Origin of the sequence: Massilia glaciei (assembly GCF_003011895.2) — a bacterium.
Lineage (GTDB): Bacteria > Pseudomonadota > Gammaproteobacteria > Burkholderiales > Burkholderiaceae_D > Telluria_A > Telluria_A glaciei.
Map to the genome: position 1 here is coordinate 1 of NZ_PXWF02000159.1, position 475 is coordinate 475.

At 64.2% G+C, this 475-nt stretch carries 1 protein-coding gene; it reads left to right on the plus strand.

The annotated features are described in order from the left end of the window. Positions 1-124: 124 nt before the first annotated feature. Positions 125-475 (plus strand): IS66 family transposase (locus C7C56_RS10590; protein ID WP_181373113.1); only part of this gene is annotated, 351 nt, incomplete at its 3' end.

A 475-nucleotide genomic window follows, 5' to 3' on the forward strand; every position in this document is an offset into this window, starting at 1 on the left:
CCACCCACTGCCGACGCAATGCGATCATTGCCATCACGAGTTGCCGACTGATGGGGCCCGTGTGGCGGCGCGCAGGCAAGTTGTCGATATTCCGGCTACACCGTATGAGGTTGTCGAGCACCAAGTGCTGGAACAGGTCTGTCGCTGCGGGCATGTGCATGTCAGCACCTTCCCCGGCACCGTGACGGAGACGGTGCAATATGGCCCGAACGTGAAGGCGCTCGCCGTCCATTTGATCCATGGCCAAATGCTTCCGTACGCGCGCACGGCCCAACTGCTCGGCGATTTGTACGGTATCACGCCGTCGACGGGCACGCTGCTCGCTTGGGTGGCCGAGGCCAGCGCCGCCTTCCAGGGTACGGCCGATACAATCGCGGCCCAGCTGCATGCGGCGCCGGTCCTGCACGCGGACGAGTCGGGCTTGCGTGTGGCGTCGAAATTGCACTGGCTGCATATCGCCGCGACCCCGACTCAT